General features: G+C 43.4%; 14 protein-coding genes. 12 read left to right on the forward strand and 2 right to left on the reverse strand.

All coding sequences use genetic code 11. The features are described 5' to 3' along the window. The first annotated feature begins 9 nt into the window (after nucleotides 1-9). The 7 genes from A9970_RS23070 (at nucleotide 10) to A9970_RS23100 (ending at nucleotide 8,041) form a co-directional block, all read left to right on the forward strand. Nucleotides 10-1,176 carry a mandelate racemase/muconate lactonizing enzyme family protein gene (locus tag A9970_RS23070; protein WP_182983893.1) on the forward strand — a complete coding sequence of 389 codons (1,167 nt, stop codon included), beginning with the start codon at nucleotides 10-12 and terminating at the stop codon, nucleotides 1,174-1,176. Between the two features lie 12 nt (nucleotides 1,177-1,188). Continuing rightward, nucleotides 1,189-1,980 carry an SDR family NAD(P)-dependent oxidoreductase gene (locus A9970_RS23075; protein WP_182983894.1) on the forward strand — a complete coding sequence of 264 codons (792 nt, stop codon included), beginning with the start codon at nucleotides 1,189-1,191 and terminating at the stop codon, nucleotides 1,978-1,980. An 85-nt stretch (nucleotides 1,981-2,065) separates the two neighbouring features. Next, on the forward strand, nucleotides 2,066-2,944 hold the full coding sequence (locus A9970_RS23080) for an SMP-30/gluconolactonase/LRE family protein (protein ID WP_182983895.1): 879 nt from the start codon (nucleotides 2,066-2,068) through the stop codon (nucleotides 2,942-2,944). Nucleotides 2,945-3,389: 445 nt separating this feature from the next. Beyond that, complete coding sequence (locus A9970_RS23085; protein WP_182983896.1) at nucleotides 3,390-4,955, forward strand: fimbrillin family protein; 1,566 nt, start codon at nucleotides 3,390-3,392, stop codon at nucleotides 4,953-4,955. Nucleotides 4,956-5,005: 50 nt separating this feature from the next. Beyond that, a complete protein-coding gene (locus tag A9970_RS23090; RefSeq protein ID WP_159727922.1) occupies nucleotides 5,006-5,173 on the forward strand; it encodes a hypothetical protein in 168 nt (55 codons plus the stop codon). Between the two features lie 586 nt (nucleotides 5,174-5,759). Continuing rightward, entirely contained in the window at nucleotides 5,760-6,107 is a 348-nt protein-coding gene (locus tag A9970_RS23095) for a hypothetical protein (protein WP_182983897.1), read from the forward strand. Nucleotides 6,108-6,550: 443 nt separating this feature from the next. Then, nucleotides 6,551-8,041 carry a tetratricopeptide repeat protein gene (locus A9970_RS23100; protein WP_182983898.1) on the forward strand — a complete coding sequence of 497 codons (1,491 nt, stop codon included), beginning with the start codon at nucleotides 6,551-6,553 and terminating at the stop codon, nucleotides 8,039-8,041. A 49-nt stretch (nucleotides 8,042-8,090) separates the two neighbouring features. Here the strand turns inward: A9970_RS23100 and A9970_RS23105 are convergent, their stop codons facing one another. Then, entirely contained in the window at nucleotides 8,091-8,963 is an 873-nt protein-coding gene (locus A9970_RS23105) for an AraC family transcriptional regulator (protein ID WP_182983899.1), read from the reverse strand. Nucleotides 8,964-9,298: 335 nt separating this feature from the next. On the opposite strand from A9970_RS23105, the gene A9970_RS23110 reads away from it, so the two are divergent. After that, a complete protein-coding gene (locus A9970_RS23110) occupies nucleotides 9,299-9,547 on the forward strand; it encodes a hypothetical protein (RefSeq protein ID WP_182983900.1) in 249 nt (82 codons plus the stop codon). A gap of 89 nt (nucleotides 9,548-9,636) precedes the next feature. Here A9970_RS23110 and A9970_RS23115 read toward each other — a convergent pair whose 3' ends face one another. After that, the gene (locus A9970_RS23115) at nucleotides 9,637-10,104 is read right to left on the reverse strand and encodes a PA2169 family four-helix-bundle protein (RefSeq protein ID WP_182983901.1); all 468 of its coding nucleotides are present in this window, start codon (nucleotides 10,102-10,104) and stop codon (nucleotides 9,637-9,639) included. A gap of 207 nt (nucleotides 10,105-10,311) precedes the next feature. Here A9970_RS23115 and A9970_RS23120 point away from each other — a divergent pair, with 207 nt between their 5' ends. The 4 genes from A9970_RS23120 to A9970_RS23135 all read left to right on the forward strand — a co-directional run bounded on the left by A9970_RS23120 (nucleotide 10,312) and on the right by A9970_RS23135 (nucleotide 17,004). Continuing rightward, on the forward strand, nucleotides 10,312-12,027 hold the full coding sequence (locus A9970_RS23120) for an FAD/NAD(P)-binding protein (protein ID WP_182983902.1): 1,716 nt from the start codon (nucleotides 10,312-10,314) through the stop codon (nucleotides 12,025-12,027). A 137-nt stretch (nucleotides 12,028-12,164) separates the two neighbouring features. Continuing rightward, the gene (locus tag A9970_RS23125) at nucleotides 12,165-15,785 is read left to right on the forward strand and encodes a response regulator (protein ID WP_182983903.1); all 3,621 of its coding nucleotides are present in this window, start codon (nucleotides 12,165-12,167) and stop codon (nucleotides 15,783-15,785) included. A 20-nt stretch (nucleotides 15,786-15,805) separates the two neighbouring features. Next, complete coding sequence (locus A9970_RS23130; protein WP_088162353.1) at nucleotides 15,806-16,180, forward strand: response regulator; 375 nt, start codon at nucleotides 15,806-15,808, stop codon at nucleotides 16,178-16,180. Beyond that, nucleotides 16,177-17,004, forward strand: coding sequence for a protein-glutamate O-methyltransferase CheR (locus A9970_RS23135; protein WP_075993579.1), 828 nt, complete (start codon nucleotides 16,177-16,179; stop codon nucleotides 17,002-17,004). Before A9970_RS23130 ends, A9970_RS23135 begins: the two co-directional genes overlap by 4 nt. The last annotated feature ends 50 nt before the right edge of the window (nucleotides 17,005-17,054 follow it).

Consider the following 17,054-nt stretch of genomic DNA (forward strand, 5'->3'; position numbering starts at 1 on the left):
AGTAGAACAATGAAGATTATAGATGTTAAAGTCTGGCTGGTTGAAGGCGTAAAATATAATTGGACTTTAGTCAAGATTTATACCGATACGGGGCATACAGGTGTGGGTGAAGCAACCAACTGGCCCGGCAGTCCCATTGTATATGAGGCCGCTAAGCATGTTGGGCAGCGCATCATTGGTCTGGATCCGATGAAAACAGATTTTATCTGGACCAAACTCTACCGCGATCTCAATTGGATTGGACCTTATGGTGCAAGCATGTGTGCTATTTCAGGTATTGACATGGCACTATTGGATTTGAAAGGCAAGGTGCTTGGTGTACCTTGTTATGAATTGTTGGGCGGTGCTTTCCGTAAAGAGATCCTGTTGTATGCCAATTATTGGTTTACCGGTGGTGGACATAATCCCGAAGATTATGCCCGACAAGCGCAAGCGGTCAAAGAAGCCGGTTTTACAGGCTTAAAGTTTGACCCATTTGCCCATACAAACTATCTGTATGGGGAAGATTTGGCCGCAAACCTGACTTTGACTGCCGAACAGCAGGACCTGGCGTTTGAGGTGAGTAAAGCGGTTCGTGATGGAGTTGGACCCAATTTTGATATCATGATCGAAACACATGCCATGCTCAATTATCGTGTCGCTGTACAGATGGCGCAACGTCTTTCTGAACTGAATATTACCTGGTATGAGGAACCTGCGGGACCGGAAAATGCAGACAACCTGCGTGCCATGCGGGAGCGCATTCCGTCCAATGTGTCGATCTGCGTGGGCGAAAGACATTATACCCGTCATGGGATCCGACCGGTATTGGAAAAAAATATCTGTGATATTATGATGCCTGATATTACGCGTTGTGGTGGGCCTTCCGAAATGAAGCGTATGGCAACGATGATGGAAGCATACAACGTGTTATTGGCACCACATAACCCCAACGGACCACTTTCCACATTGGCCAGTGCGCATGTCTGTGCTTCGGTGCCCAATTTCTTTCGGCAGGAATTTATGTTCAATGATGTGCCCTGGCGCGATGAAGTCATTGACTATCCGATTAAGGATATGGTGAAAAATGGGCACTTGGTCTTGAGCGAAAGACCAGGATTGGGTGTGGATTTGATCGAAGAAGAAATGCTCAAACATCCTGGAGTATTGGAACCACGACCAGGTTTTTATGTGTAATTTTAGGAATAGATGGCATTTACAATTGATTTAACGGGTAAGGTTGTCCTGATCACAGGTGGAATTTCGGGCATTGGGCTGGGAGCGAGTCTGCAATTTGCATCAGCAGGTGCGACCGTTATAGCCTGTGCCGAATTGGCGGTCGATGATGAGGCAGTGGCTTCATTTTTTGCAGCAATGGAACCTTATCGGCAGCGAACATTTTATTATGCTGCTGATGTGTCCAATGAGGCTGCTATTCAGGAATTGGCCATGCTCCTTCAACAGGAGCATGGCCGTTTGGATGTACTGCTTTCGAATGCAGGTCAGAATATGTTCAAAGGCTTGGATGAGTGTACGCTAGGAGATTGGAATCACAATAATAGCTTAAACCTGGCATCACATTGGTTGCTGGCACGGGCATTAAAACCACTGTTGGCCCAAGCTTCGCCGGGGGTGATTATTGTCATGGCCTCCAACCATGCTTATGCCTCCATACCTGGCTGCTTTCCTTATAATGTAACCAAAGGGGCGCTCCTTTCACTCGTGAGGGCCATGGCTATCGAATGGGGCCCAGCGGTCCGTACGGTCGGACTTGCCCCTGGGTTTATCGATACACCCGGCAATCAAAAATGGTTTGACAGTTTTCCGGATGCCGATGCCGAAAGACAAAAGACGGTCGATAGACATCCAGTCAAAAAATTAGGTACAACTGAAGAGATCGGTGGCTGGTGTGTTTTTCTTTCCAGTACCTACGCTTCCTTTGCAAGTGGAAGTACCTATTTAATTGATGGTGGAAGAAGTGCACTGATGCAAGAGGATTAAACCCCAACGTGAGCTTGCCTATTTAATACTAGAATATTAATCTCAAGAAGAAATTGCCGATCAGGTCAGGCGAAGCAAAATGGTGATGAAGAATAATTTAAAAGAAGCAGCAGTGTTATTGCATACCGAATGTCTGCTGGGGGAAGGCATGGTATGGAGCCAGCGCGATAACAGTTTGTATTGGGTGGATATTTTGCACAAGCGTATTCATACCTATCAGTTGGAAAGCAAGAAGTCGGCTTACTGGGAATTGCCAGGTTATGTGAGCAAGATTGTACCCTGGCCAGATGGATCGGGTAAATTTCTTGTGGCCATGCAGCAAGGGTTGGCCATTTGGACAAAGGAAACGCAAGATTTGACGATCGTAGCCGAGTTAGATTCAAGGGGTGGACAAGTCCGTACCAATGATGGTGGAATAGATCCCGAGGGTAATTTTTGGTTCGGCACGATGCACATGCAAGCTTTGCCCGATCAGGGGAAACTTATGCGTTTCTGCAACGGAGTTTTGGATACAATTATTCCGGCAGTAACGATTCCCAACGGTATTGTGTGGCCCAGCGATAGTCCTTATTTTTACTTTATCGATACCTATACCTGCGAAATCCGTCGTTATGCTAGGCATAACACAGGTGAATCGATGACAGCAGGGGGGCAGCACTACAGCACATTGGTACGCGTACCCAATGAGCTGGGCATGCCTGATGGTATGTGTATGGGACCCGATGGGCATCTTTGGGTAGCCCATTGGGGTGGTTTTGCCGTTTGCAAATGGCATATTGAAACAGGCGAATTGTTGGATAAAATAAGGGTGAATGCGCCGCATGTGACTTCCTGTTGTTTTGGCGGCGCTACAGGTGCCGACCTGTTTATTAGTACAGCTAGGGAAGGACTCACAGCGGCAGAACTGCAGCGCTATCCCGATAGCGGAAAGGTATTTCACGTGAACCTTTCAGGTCAGCGCTGAACCGAACCAACCTGAACGAAAAACTTCAAAAGACGATAAGTTTAATAACAGCTTGAAAAGGCCAGTCCAAAAGGATTGGCCTTTTAGTTTTTATACCCCATTTATCTTATGCTATCAGAAAAACAATGCTGTGGTTTCGGTAATAAATGGATAATATTTACCCTCCTTATTAATAATCTGATTTTTTCTCGTGTTCAATATAACCTAAAGTTAACTTGCTTTATATTGATTTATGTTATTGGTAATTAGTGATTTGTGTTTCGCAAAACAAAGTGTGATAGCGATGTGATAGCTGCTTTTTCTTTATTTTTTTGCTCGAATGTTAATCTTTGTGGCAACGTTTTGAAGCATGAAAGAACCTGGCGTTGTTGACATGTAATCGAATCGAAGTATTTCATTCTAAAATCATAAAAAATACATTAATATTTAATTAACCATTTCCAAAATGATTTCACAATTTCGAACAACAAGCGGTTGGAAAACTTTAGCCTTTTCGGCACTTATCTGCGGTTCTTTATTCGCATGTAAGGAAAGTAAAGACAGTGTAGCCCAGAGTGGCAAAGCGAATGTAAGCATTCATTTACTCGGGGTAGAAAATCCTGTCGTCACAACAAAGAAAGCGAGCAACGGCAGTAGCTCGACAGCATCCAATCAGACCATTGTAGTACCGCTTACAAAGACAAGTTCTTTTGAAGCAACGTTGACGAACGAGTCGTCCGCAACAAGTGGCAACCTATTGCGGGCCTCGTCCGGAAATCGCGCTGCGGCAACCGAGGAGCGTACTCCACTTGGCGATAACGTCAAATACAAAATCGTTGTTTACAATAGCAGCGGTGATTATGTGACTGAAAAGACCTATACAAACACAGTAGACAACACGAGCGACATCACGCTGGATGCTGGACAAGCCTACACTTTCGTAGCCTATTCGGTGAACAGTACCTCTACGGTACCTGCGGTGACGGCACAAACAGATTTGACAACAGCCAGTCTGGATAATATCAGTGCTGACCTGATGTACTTTAAGAAGGATCTTACTGTTCAAGCTGGTGACAATAATCTTGATGTTGTCTTAAAGCATCAATACAGCGAAGTAACGACCAATCTGAGCATGGCGACAGAAATGACTGGTGCCATTACAAACCTGGCGGCGACAACTATTAACCCAACACATCCAAATGCCAATCTAAAATTGGCAGATGGTACAATTACCTACAATGGATCAACAGCTACAGCCAATGTTGTATTTCCGGGATTGGGAGCTGCCGGGTTACGTACTGTGTCCAGTACACCAACAGTATTGATTCATCCAAGTGCAACAAATGGTGTTTTTAATTTTGGATCCATCACAATCGATGGTGAAACGAAGAATAATGTATCGGTAGCAGGTTTAAATATTGTTCCGGGGCAACGTTATAACCTCAATTTGAACTTTAAAACCTGTACACAAGTTGTAACGGGGGGTGCCAATCTGAACTGGAATTATCTGGCATCAGGAAATGGTGCCATTGTAAATGGTGTAGTAGTTCCAAGTGGTAATACCGTTGAGCAAACGTTGACAGCTCCAGGTGCTGACTATGGTTTTGTATTTGATATTCAGCAGATGGACAATTCCTTTAATATGGAGGTCAATGGAATAAAACTGGCGACCCAGGAGATTCAGTTTGAAGCTGGCATCGCCATCGCACCGCGGAATGTTCAATTTGCTGATGGAAGTATTTATAATGGAGCGAACGCCGAAGGTGGGGCTAATATTCCTCAGATTTATAACATGGTTGGTACAGCAACTCATCCAATTATTCGTGTTGTCATTGCTCGTGATGGTCAGGTAAGTATGTATGGTAGTAAAAGTAATGGTGGCGAACTGTATCCATTGGTTTTAACAGCTGGTACATTTAATATTGTGCCTTGGAGTTCGACTTCAAATACGGTGAAAATTACTCAGGTAGTACAAGGAAAAACAACAATGCTTGGCGCCGGTAGCGGTAGAAAAAAGATTGCCTGTCCCTAATCTGACAGTATAATATATTCATTGGAGTACCAATAAAAAAAGATCAAATCATGAAAAATATAGAAAAGAAGGTTTATATAAGTCCACGTGTTGAAACAACGACAGTAGAGTTGGAACAAGGTATCGCTGCGGGTTCAGCTCCTGATACGATCCATAGTACCGATCCGCAGGAGTCATGGGACAATGCGGGTGACGATAATCGAACCATTAATTGGTAAGGTAGTGCTGTCTCAGATGACAGAAGCTAACTTGAAGTAAATATACTCGGCAGGGATTTAAAAGATCTCAGCCGAGTTTTTTTTGGAGGGGGAGTTGTACACAACGATGCGCGAAACCAACGTTCGGCTTACAACGGTGGAAAATCCAGCGGTTGGGTGCATACTAAATTGCGTGATAAATTGACCATTTATTTAGATGTTGTTGTTTTAACTTGTTGTTTTTCAGTTTATTGTTAAGTGTGATAGCAATGTGAAAGGCTGTTTTTTTTGTTTCTTTCTTTTAATCCAAATATTTGTCGCCATAATCAGGAAGGGTATTTCGGAAAAGAGATTGGCAGATAAACTCATAGCTGAAAATACGCTGGATAAATGTTTCCTGATGATGAAAATAATGAATTATCGCTCGGACCAATTTGCGTGAAGGTCTGTGATAATATATTTGGATTTACTCGATGGGGAAGATGGAGCCCCGTCGAGTTTATTTGCTCTTCCCTCAGCTGATCGAAAATAGTTGTCAGTTTTGGAGGGAGTTAATTTGGTTCAGGGACGGAATATAAGAACAAAACTTACTGAAATACGATATACAATGGAAAGGAATAACTTTACTGATCTAATTGCTTTAGCGAAGAACAATGATGCAGAGTTTTTGGCTTTTTTTAATGAAATCTATCCCGGGTTTATCGCCTCATTAAAGACAATAAACCCAAAAATCCGCAGTAGTGAACTGGAATTCTGTGCTATGACCTTTCTGAATTTTTCGACCAAAAACATTGCTCAATATACCTTTGTAACGGTGCGGGCTGTCCAGATACGCAAAAATAGATTGCGCAAAAAGCTTAACATTGCCTCCGATATAGATTTTAACAACTGGATGCGCGATCAGATTCACCGAAGCCCTCTAGCTAAACAAGAATATACTGTTGAAACGATCTAAAATAAATTGCTTTTGTACTTTGCTCTCGATGTATATACTCGAGTATATCCAAAAAACAATCGGGTGGTCGGTATTTTTATTAAATGTGTGATACTTATGTGATAGCTATGTTTTCACCAGTTGTTTGACAATTGTTTATCTTCGTTTTTAATAAATTATTGTAATTCAATACGATTGTTTATTGCATTTCTCCAACCAATGAGTTTGCCATTTATTACAGCTTATTTATAAAATGTGATGGCAATAGTGCCTTGGTCAGAAGGATAACTGTCTTTCTTTTAAGAATATGAACGGAAGAGTATTGGAAATTATATTGATTTTGTATTGATTTAATCGTGGTTTAATTTCTCAAAATAGCTAGCTTTGCACGCGCTATGGGAAGATCTAAAGAACCTGACAAGGGAGACAATCGAGAGATGCCTAAATAATGACCTAGTACTACCATGAAGAAGCAATTTTTACTTTTTATTTTATGTTTACTCACGTTCAAAACAGTTGCAGCGGATCGCGTTAAGCAGGAGGTGGATTCACTTTTAGCAAAATCGATGGAATTTGCCAGTAAAGGGAATTTGGTAACCTATATCGAAACGGCAATAAAAGCCCTTAATATCGCTAATGCTGCTGACTATGACGAAGGAAAAGCAAAATCGGGCTCTTATGTAGCAGAAGGACTTGTGACTGCAGGCTTATTTAAGGAAGGACTGAAACAGCTGGATCGTATTGAGACTACGGACTATTATAAGAATGAAATTTTTATGCAATCCGAAGTCCATCGATTACGCGGCCGGGCTTATGGTGGGCTTCTGCTCAATCAACAGGCGCTTCGGGAGTTTCACTTGCAGCAAGAGCTCATCAAAAAGCTGACCGGTGAAAAGCAAGTAAAATCCCGTCAATATAACTACGAAAATTTAAGTGTCGTTTTTCAGCGCCTAGAGCAACTGGATTCGATGCAAAAATATACGGAACTACAATTGGATAACTTGAAGGTATTTGCTGAAAAGGATGCGTCCATGCGTTATCAAATTGTTTATGAAAACCTCGGAAAATTATATGCGCAGAAAGGCGATTTGGCAAAAGCACAACTATACCTCGACAAATCAATTGAACTCATAAAGAAATATAAAATTCCCGTTGTTCTGAATACGTATGATGCTTTAGCTATCTTGGAGGAAAATCGAGGAAACTTAAAAAAGGCTGCAGCTTTTTATGAGGAGGGCTTGGTAAGAAGGCGGGCAGCCGGTAGCAGAATAGGCATGCAAAACTCGTATCGATCTTTAGCTGATTTTTATCGAAGAACCAACCTAGATAATGCTAAAGCCAATCAATATGAAATGGCCTTCAGCCGGCTCAATGATTCGCTGGAAAGCGAAAATAGACAGGTAATCGATCAAGTGCTCAACCAGATTTTGAAACTCAAAGATGAGGAATCGAATACCAAGGTGTCAAGGGCAGGAACAATTGCACTTAACGCCTTATTGTTGTTGCTTGTTGCTGTTTCGTTTTTTGTTTGGCGGTCGAAGCACAACAAGAAGATATTGGTACAGAAAGAAGAGGCATTGCAGGAAACCGAAACAATCAATAAGGAACTGACCGAACAGATCGGGGAAAATAAATTCAATACATTGATAGACCTGGCCAAAAGCAACAATCCTGAATTTTTGATCTTATTTACTGAATTGTATCCACAGTTTATCCAGGCGCTCAAATCATTTGACGCTAATCTGCGAAGTACAGAATTAGAGTTTTGTGCCATGGCATTTCTCAACTTCTCGACAAAAAATATTTCGGAATACACCTTTGTGACGATCAGGGCGGTGCAGGTCCGTAAAAATAGACTACGCAAAAAGTTCGACATACCATCGGATGTGGATTTCAATAACTGGATGCGTGAGCTCGCTGGAACGCAGGCTATCCCATTGGCACCTGAGGATTAAAAAAAGAGCTGTGTTAACAGCTCTTTTTTTACAAGGGGGCCACTACTCGCTAATCTTTATTCATCAAAAGCTTACTTTTATAATCGGAAGGCGTAATCCCTTTAATCGATTTAAAGAATTTGTTGAAGTTGGGAAGGGAGTTGAATCCACATGCATAGGCAATATTTGTTATCTGGTTTTCATCCTGAACCAACAGCCTGCAAGCTTCATTGATCCTCACTTCATTGACGAATTTTGAGAATGTTTTTCGTGTATGTGCTTTAAAAAAGCGACAAAAGGATGGCTTGGTCAAGTTCGCCAATTTAGCTGCTTCTTCTAAGGAAATTTCATTGTTGAAATTTTCAAAAACATAATTGTATATGCTAAAAATAATTTCTCCATCCTTTCGCGGTGATCCATTGCTATAGGATTTATCGGATAGTATAGCATATTCTTCTGTGTGAAGAAGGGTAGCTAAGCACTCAAATAGATAGGCTGTTTTTTGCATATCGGAGGCGCTGACCATTTTTCGTAGTATTTTTTTGAGTGCATCTTTTGTTTGTCCATAAAATAACATCCCCTGTCGCGATCTTTCCAGGAAGTCATGCAGCGGGGCCGTTTCAACTAATAAGGGGCAAAAAGAAAGTAGGGCTTCTGGATCGAAATGTAAGGTGATAGACTGTGCGCTAGGTTCGTGGCTGGTATCACCATGCGCATTATACCAAACATGTGGCAAGCCCGGGCCGGTAAATGTCAGCTCGTCGCTTTCAAAGTCTTCTAGATGATCTCCTACGCAGCGTTGGCCATTGCCCCTAAAGATGTAGGTGAGTTGGCATTCACTGTGAAAATGATATTCGGAGAGGTATTTGTCGCAATTTTCTCGTCGAATTTCAAAAATCCTGTTCCCTAAATTCGAAAGTGCTTTCGTATAAGCCGGTCTCATAAATGCGCTACATATTTAACTGAAAAACAGGACAACCGATGTCCAGCTTTCCGATTGATTTATAATTGTATCTCAAAAGACGCATTATTAACCAAAAAAGCCATGTATTAAAGACTTAAAATCATGTAAAATATTACTTTTTTTAACCGTTTACCGAATTGAGCATTGTACGATGTCAAAATTTCTTAATAATACGATCTTGATGGGGCTCATTGTATGTGTATTGTTTACGATGTGGGCCTACTTTAACAATCCATACATTCCGAGGGGGTATCCTAATGGTTCAGCTGCTATTAATATTTTTTCAGCTGGTGAACCGATTTTTCATACAGTGTATGGCAATTATTTTTTATGTCTTTATACTCTTATATGTAACTTTCGGTGGTGTCAATTCTGCTATACCATATGATTTTTCAGATTTCCTTTTTCCGCTTATGGTTACCGTATGGAAGCATGGCGATCATAGGATGATGTATTTAAGTGAAATGATATTTTTGATCATGCTTATTGTTACGACAACAATCTCTGGTCGGGAGAAATGGAAGCAATCAGCAAAAGCGGCGCTACATTCTTGGCTAAGATGAGTCGATGATGAAGTCGAGACATAAAAAAAATACCGAAGCAATATACACTTCGGTATTTTTCATGAAAAAGAAAAACTACTATTTCAATGTTAGATGGTTTTGCTATCGCGCAGCATTTTGATGATATTATGCGCTTCAAGCTGTTTGCTAAGCTGTGTATTGATCAAGCTATGAACATTTTGCGAAAGTTCTTGAGAGCCTTCAGCCAAAGCTGTTTGATAAGTTGATTTGAATGCATCTTCCCCTTGTTCACAGGTTTCGAGCAGGCTTCTTTCGTCGTCTCCCGTAATATTCACTTTTATGCCCATCCAGGCGCGGAAAAGTTTGCCGCTCAGCATGGTGCTGTCCGTTGCCTCTTTGCCTTCAAGTTCAACATAAGGAGTCAACTCGGCGATAAACTCTTCTGACTGTCCAATGAATTTTTGAAATGTTGGTATAAGTTTATCTAAACCATGACTTGTCGCCAGATCAATTGCTTTTTTATAACCCTCGATGCGGTCGTTGTTGATCTTGATAATGTCGTTGATGATTTCTGGATTATTAATGTTGTTTTCCATAATATTATTATTTGTAATCATTTTTGTTTATTGAAAAAACAGCAGGTACCAGATGATCGTTTGCAGAATCCGAGATTCAGGTATTTAAATCGTGGCCCGTATTTATCCCGTTTTTTATTGTCCTGAAATAAATAGGCCTAAAACTTTCTGCAATTTACCCTTGTTCTTAGAACCGAATACTGTCCTTTAGGCAGCGCAACGAAAACTATGCAACAAAACATTCATGTAGCCATTATCGGGGGTGGACCCAGTGGCCTGTTTATGTACAAGAGATTGGTCGAAAAGAATATAGCCGGTCTCAAAGTATCTATTTTCGAGTCCCGCAAGCAATTGGGGGCAGGGATGCCTTATAGCTACGAAGGTGCTGCACCTGAGCATCTAACTAATGTCTCGGATCATGAAATTCCCGCACTGGTTTCGACGATTGAGGATTATGTTCAATCCTTATCGGAGACCACGCTCCGAAGCTATGGAATCGATGTTGACGATTTTAATCGCTACAAAGTGGTACCACGGTTGCTCCTTGGCCGCTACCTTTCGGAGCAGTTTATGCTATTGAAACGGATGGCGGATGAAAAGGGGATAGAAACACAGATTCATCTCGGCAGCCAGGTCAGTGATATCATTGATCTTGAAAGCCAGACGCAGGTTAAAATCATGGTGGGCAGCACTGATACCTATATTGTAGACAAGGTTATCATCTGTACCGGACATAAATGGCCAACCAGGTATGAGGGCAATGTAGAACATTATTTTGAATCACCCTATCCGCCGTCAAAGCTCGCCTTAAAAACAGATCATGCAGTAGGCTTGCGTGGCGCTTCGCTCACGGCAATCGATGCTATCCGTACACTGGCACGCCACAATGGGTCTTTTGAGGCGCTGGAGAGAGGTGAGTTAAGGTATCAGATCGACCCGGGAAGTGAAAATTTTAAGTTATTGATGCATACCCGCAGTGGTCTTCTGCCTGCGATCCGATTCCATCAGGAAGAACCTTTCCTAGCCAACAAGCTCTTGATCTCCGAAGAGGAACTCATGCTTAACAGACTTGAAAATGAGGGTTTCGTGTCGTTGGATTTTCTGTTCGATCGTAATTTTAAAGCGCAGTTTAAAGAAAAGGATCCCGATTTTTATGCGATCGTGGAAAAGCTCAGCCTGGAAGACTTTGTAGAAGCAGTACTCAGTTTAAGGGAACAGAAAGATGCCTTCGAGGGATTTCGCCAGGAGCACGAACAAGCGCTGAAATCTATCAGAAGGCGTCAGTCTATCTATTGGAAAGAAGTGCTTTTTGCCTTGAGCTTTACCCTGAATTACCCGGCCAAATATATGTCTGCCGAAGATATGCTGCGGTTAAAAAAAGTACTGATGCCGTTGATTTCCATTGTCATCGCTTTTGTGCCGCAGAGTTCCAGTCGTGAGCTCCTCGCACTACACGATGCTGGTCGGCTGGAAGTGGTCAATGTTGGTACGGACAGTCGGATTGAACCTGCGAGCGACCGCGGCGCTAACTATTTTTATACCGATGAATCTGGGATAGAAGTAAAAACCCATTATAAGACATTTGTGGATTGTGTAGGACAGCGACCCTTGAACTTTGAAGAATTTCCTTTCAAGAGTTTAGTCGACAATGGCAATGTCAGTCCAGCTTACCTGCGATTTCGTTCAGTGGAACAGGCCAAAGAACAAATGCTGGCAGGCAACGACCATATGTTTGTGGCTCCGGATGGTGCCATTTTTTTGCAGGTACCCGGTGTAAAGATAGACGACAGCTTCCGGCTTGTAGACCACAGCGGCAACGCCAGTCAACGTCTTTTCATGATGGCTGTACCTTATATGGGCGGCTATAATCCGGATTATTCGGGGCTCGATTTTTGTGCAGCAACCTCCGAAATCATCGCCAATAGAATTGCTTCGGGGGGATAAATACGTAAGTTTTTGTTAAAATACGGTAAGATGGTTGGGGCCGGGTGACGCGGGATTTAATTTAGGCTCCCTATTGCTATATTTGGCGGCCATCTAGACCATCAGTTGGCATTGTCTTAACTCAATTGTTGAAAAGCATGCCTAAAACTATTTTAAGAAACCTGCAGGTAGGTTTTGGAATTTCACTGTTGATCCTGTTAGCGAGTTCAACGGCTTCTTATGTCAGTATCCGTAAGCAGATCCACAATAGTACGATGGTTGATCACAGCCGCCGTGTCATGAGCCGTGTCAATAAAATTCTGCAGGATCTGCAGAATGCAGAAACGGGCCAGCGTGGGTACTTGCTGACGGGGATGGAAAAGTTTCTCGATCCCTACAAAAATGGTCTTCAGTCCTTGCCTCAATCGCTGAGCCGCGCGCATGATCTTACGGCTGATAATCCAGCTCAGCAGCAGGTGATTGATACCCTGTCAACACTTGTTAAGTCTCGACTGGATCGATTAGAGAATTTGGTGAACATCAAAAAACGAGGTGGTATGGTCTCTGTTGCCCAGCTCGAAGAAGGCAAAACCTATATGGACAGTTGCCGTTTGCTGATCAGCAAAATCATAGATAAAGAAGAATCGTTGCTCAATCGACGCTCGGATGAGCTTACACGGTCTTCGGGCTACACATCCATATTTGTTTTATTGGCTGCCGCAGTTTCGTTGCTGATTACGCTGTTTTTTTACTTCCGCCTTCGGGCAGATTTCTTTAAGCGCGAGGAGTTGCAGAATGACCTAAAGCGCAAAGATGAAGAGATCCAACGCAGATTGAGCATTACCCAGCGTATAGCACGGGAGATTGCTGCCGGCAATTATGAGATGCAGATTCAGGATGGCGAACAGGATGATTTGGGCAGCTTGACGGGATCCCTCAATGAAATGGCTAGGTCGCTCAAAACATCTTTTGATGAACTCAATAATAACAACTGGCACCAAGCCGGACTAACCCAGCTGAGCAACCTCTTGATGGGTAATAAACAGCGGGAAGAGCTCACAGCCGTTACACTGGGGCATCTGACAAAATATGGCAACTGTGTCAATGGTGCCATTTACCTGATGGAACAGGAGGAACTTGTCTTAAGGGGATCCTATGGACTCGAAGATCTCGACCATAAACGTTTCGCTCCAGGAGCGGGCATGGTCGGTCAGGTCTTTAAAGACGGGAAAGAAAAGTTATTCGAAAACCTCGAAAATAGCAGCTATGTTATCAGTTTTGCTATCGGAAAGGTGCAGGTGAACAACCTTTTTATCTTGCCTATTTTTGAGGGTAACCAATGTATCGGTGTGATGGAGCTGGGGGCATTACAGCCTTTTTCTTCCATACAGCTGGCATTTTTTAGGGATGCAGTGCAAAAGGTAGGTACTACACTTGCGGCGGCGCAGGCCAGACTGGTGGTGCAGAATCTATTGGAAGAAACCCAGGCGCAGACTGAAGAGCTGCAGGCACAGCATACCGAATTGGAATCCCTCAATTCGAGCCTCGAAATGCATACCCATAAATTGCAGGCATCGGAGGAGGAACTCCGCGTGCAGCAAGAAGAACTGGTGCAGTCTAACCGTGAATTGGAGGAGCGCTCAAAACTGTTGGAAGATAAAAATGTTGAAATCGCCGAACGCAATCAGGAAATTCAGAAAAAGGCGGCGGAGCTGGAACAAAGTACACGCTATAAGTCTGAGTTTTTGGCCAATATGTCGCATGAACTGCGTACACCGCTCAATTCAATTCTGTTACTTTCCCGTTTGATGGCCGAAAATTCGGACGGCAACCTCAATGAAGAACAGATGGAATCGGCAGCTGTGATCCAAAGTTCGGGAAAGAGCCTGCTGACCTTGATAGATGAGATTCTGGATCTTTCCAAAATAGAGTCCGGAAAAATGGATCTGGATGTACAGCCTGTATATTTTACCGATATACTGAATGGACTGACGGCTATGTTCGGACCAATCGCCGCGGATAAACAGCTCGGATTAGAAATGAGCGCCGCGAAGGGTTTGCCGATTCAGCTCGAAACAGACAAGCAGCGCCTGGATCAGATTTTACGTAATCTATTGTCGAATGCCATCAAATTTACAGCTTCGGGTAAAGTTACCTTGCATATTGACCGCGAACAGTCGCAGAGACACCGTATCGTATTTGAAGTGCGCGATACGGGAATAGGAATACCAAAAGACAAGCAGCATCTGATTTTTGAAGCTTTTCAACAGGCTGATGGTTCGACGCGCCGCAAATTTGGGGGCACTGGACTGGGGCTCTCGATCAGCCGTGAACTGGCGCGTCTGCTCGGAGGCGAAATCTTGTTGGATAGTGAAGAAAACAAAGGCAGTGTATTCCGGCTGATCCTTCCGGAGCAGATTTCGGGCAACATGCCATCCGTATTTGCTGCGGATTTGCAGCGACCAACGATCGGAGAAACAGACGTTGAAACGGTGGAGCCCGCTGTAGTGGAACAAGATTCACAAGTGGCAGTGCAGGCCGTGGAAAGGATGCCTGAGATTCCTATCCCAGCCGATATTCCGGATGATCGCGATAGCATCGTCGCAGGCGACCGCTTTATCTTGATTGTTGAAGATGATATTGAGTTCGCAAAGATCCTGCTCAAATATACGCGTCAGCAAAACTACAAAGGTATCGTGGTCGTCCGTGGTGATATCGCAGCGGAGATGGTGGCACGTTATATGCCGCTGGCGGTCCTATTGGATATTCAGCTTCCGCTCAAAGATGGCTGGCAGGTTATGGCTGAGATCAAGGAAAACCCCAAGACTCGACATATACCTGTGCATATTATGTCTTCTTTACAGGTTAAAAGAGAAAGCCTGCTTCAGGGCGCCATAGACTTTATCAATAAACCGATGGCATTGGAGCAGATGGGCGATATGTTTCGTAAAATAGAAGATGCCCTCACGCGGCATCCCAAAAAAGTATTGATCGTTGAAGAAAATCCCAAACATGCAGCGGCGCTGTCGCTCTTTCTTGAAAGTTTTGACATTGCCTCGGAGATCAAGAGCAATGTAGAAGATAGCATTGTGGCGCTGAGCTCAGACACTGCCGACTGTGTGATCCTTGATATGGGGGTTCCGGACCGTGTTGGCTACGAGACATTGGAGGCTGTGAAACGAAACCAAGGCCTTGAAAATTTGCCGATTATTGTATTTACCGGTAAGAACCTCTCGCAGGTAGAGGAAATGAAATTAAAACGGTATGCGGATTCTATCATTGTAAAAACGGCTAATTCTTATCAGCGTATTTTGGACGAAGTGGGTTTATTTCTACATCTCGTAGAGGAAAATAATGGTCCTTCTACCAAATCGCCGGGTGGACTTGGCTTTTTGCAGGATGTTCTGAAAGGAAAAAAGGTACTTGTAGCAGATGACGACATCCGAAATATTTTCTCGCTAACCAAAGCGCTCGAAAAATATCAGATGACCGTGGTGCCGGCAACGGACGGAAAAGATGCGCTGAAACAGCTGGAAGATAATCCGGATGTGGCGGTGATCCTGATGGACATGATGATGCCCGAAATGGATGGTTACGAAACGATTGCTTCGATACGAAAAGATCAGCGATACGAAAACATGCCCATTATTGCTGTTACAGCCAAATCAATGATGGGGGATAGGGAAAAATGTATTGCCGCAGGAGCGTCTGATTATATATCCAAACCGGTGGATATCGATCAGCTATTGTCTCTCTTGCGCGTATGGCTGTATGAATAATAACGCAATAAATAAGGAGCATGGATAAAAACAAAACCATATTGATCATCGACGATGATCAGAACAATATATTTGCGTTGAAATTGGCTTTGAAGTCAAGAGGTTTTCAGGCGATAGGCAGTCTGTCTGCAGAAGAAGGACTTGCTCAGTTACGGGATCATGGCGGCATAGGTGTTGTGCTCATGGATATGATGATGCCCGAGATAGACGGCTATGAAGCCACCAAGCTGATCCGTGATTCATGGAATGCAAGTGAATTGCCTATTATCGCCGTGACGGCACAGGCTATGACTGGCGATCGTGAAAAATGTCTGTCTGCAGGGGCAAATGGCTATATCTCGAAACCGATCGACATTGAACTGCTTGTGCAGATGATAAGAGAAATAGCAGGATGACCACAGGGAAAAAAATTGTCAGCCAAGAGCAGGTCATGATCCTGATGGAGGATGTGGAGCGTCTCTATGGTTACGACTTTACCCACTATACGAAAGCATCCTTATCGCGGCGGATCAACCAGCTTTGCCTGCTGGATAATTTTGCGAGTTTCGCCGAGCTACGTTATCGTGTTGTCCACGATCCAGAATACATGCAGCGATTTGTCGAAAAGATGACCGTGAACGTAACAGAAATGTTTCGTGATCCAAGCTTTTTCGCAAATCTTCGCCATGAAATCCTTCCAAAATTGCGTACTTCGCCCTTTATCCGCATCTGGATAGCGGGCTGTGCAACAGGCGAGGAAGCGTACTCGCTGGCAATTTTATTGCAAGAAGAAAATCTATTGCACAAATCATTGATCTATGGCACCGATATCAACCCCTCGGTGCTCGAGCAGGCAAAGAAGGCTGTCATCCCGATGGCAAATCTAAAATCTTATGTTGAAAATTATCAGCTTTCGGGCGGTAAAGCTGATTTTTCATCGTACTATACCGCGAACTATAACTGGGTAAAACTCAATTCCACGTTGCGGGAACGTATTGTTTTTGCATCTCACAACTTGGTGAGTGATGCTTCTTTTAATGCTTTTCAGCTGATTTTATGTCGCAATGTGCTGATCTATTTTGACACAGAGCTGCAGGCCAGGGTATTGTCCCTTTTTGATGAAAGCCTCGAAACATTCGGCTACCTTGCCTTAGGCAGTCAGGAGACACTGCGCTTTTCTGCGCTGGCACCCCACTATAATCAGGTGGGTAATGAAAAGATATGGCGAAAGGTCAAGTAGAACTGGATGGGATTTTTACGTGAACTAATTTTAAAAAATAACTTAATTAA

The organism is Sphingobacterium sp. UME9 (assembly GCF_014170215.1).
Taxonomy (GTDB): Bacteria; Bacteroidota; Bacteroidia; order Sphingobacteriales; family Sphingobacteriaceae; genus Sphingobacterium; species Sphingobacterium paramultivorum.